Source organism: Microcystis sp. M53603_WE2 (genome assembly GCF_030065435.1).
Window position 1 is genome coordinate 1 of record NZ_JASJFF010000261.1, and the last position, 1,319, is coordinate 1,319.

Genomic DNA, 1,319 nt, shown 5'->3' on the forward strand with positions numbered 1-1,319 from the left:
AGGTGTCTTAACCCTTGTGGTAAAGGTACACAGCTTACTTCATTGAGAAAGTCTAATTCTTCTTGCTTTTTCCAATCGGTTAGCATTGAAGAAGTTTGAGCGTAGCCTACTCTTTCTTGTCTTTCGTACCAAGCTTGTGTTCTGAGATGGAGTGCCTTATTGTAAACCAATCTTACATAGCCCAAAGTGCGCCGCAATAGCGACTCTTGTTCGGGTGTGGGGTAAAATCGGAACGAGTAGGCCTTTTCCATATCTCGCACTCTAGCATATATCGTGTAAATGCGCTAATATTTAACAGTAAAGCCGTCGTAGAACGACGGGGTTTCAGACCCAAATTTTCGATGACTGGAATTATGAGTCAACTCAGTCCCCTACAAGCCGAACAAATCAAGGAAATCGGGACTTATTTACGTCAAAAACGAGAAGAAAGCTGCCTGAGCATAGACGATATCGCCGCCCTGACGATGATTAGATTGCCGATGCTAGAAGCGTTGGAAACGGGGAATTGGGAGAAATTACCAGAATTAATTTATGTCAAGGGATTTATCAAACGCTACGGTGATGCTCTAAAAATTGATGGTAAAGCTTTAGCCGATCGCTTGTCTCCTAGTGCGGAACAATTAGCTCAAGAGGTAACTATCCCGAAAACACTGCCCACAAAAGTTACCCCTCTCCCCAAGGCTGAACCCGCTGCCCCAAAAGTGGAACCGGTGAAACCAGAAAAACCAGCCCCGGAAACTGGCCCCCAACCGGCTAAATCAACCTTTTTCGGGATGTATCTCTGGCTAGGCTTGCTGGCGGGCATATTTTGTGGTATTGGCTATCTTTTCCTCCGTCCCCCTCTCTCTAACCCCCCTGCCCTTACTCCCTCTCCTTCCCCCGTGGTTTCCCCCGCGCCGGTAGTCCCTCCCGCACCGATAGCCTCTCCTTCCCCTTCTCCTCAGCCAAAAGTTCCCCTCTCAGCCCAGGTAACTATTGAACAGGCCGCTTGGGTACGGGTAATTGCCGATGGCAAAAAAGTCCATGAAGGCACTCTCCAACCTGGGACTAAACGAACTTGGACAGCCCAAAAGAGTTTAAATATTCGATCGGGCAATGCTGGCGGTGTTAAAATCTCTCTTAACCAAAAACCTGCCCAATTAATGGGTAAAGCTGGCCAAATTGGCGAAATCACCCTAACTGCACCCCCTCAGTAGGATTGGGTGTGGGGTGTGGGAAGATGGGGTGATGGGGTGATGGGGTGTTGGGAAGAATAAAAAAAATAATCTCCTGACTCCCGACTCCTGATCACTGATCACTGATTAGGCTGCATTATCCCA

General features: G+C 48.0%; 2 protein-coding genes. One reads left to right on the plus strand and one right to left on the minus strand.

The window, feature by feature from the left end; translation table 11 throughout:
• Nucleotides 1-251 (minus strand): helix-turn-helix domain-containing protein (locus PX481_RS05730; protein ID WP_288093957.1); only part of this gene is annotated, 251 nt, incomplete at its 3' end.
• A gap of 90 nt (nucleotides 252-341) precedes the next feature.
• On the opposite strand from PX481_RS05730, the gene PX481_RS05735 reads away from it, so the two are divergent.
• Entirely contained in the window at nucleotides 342-1,196 is an 855-nt protein-coding gene (locus PX481_RS05735; protein ID WP_288093958.1) for a helix-turn-helix domain-containing protein, read from the plus strand.
• The last annotated feature ends 123 nt before the right edge of the window (nucleotides 1,197-1,319 follow it).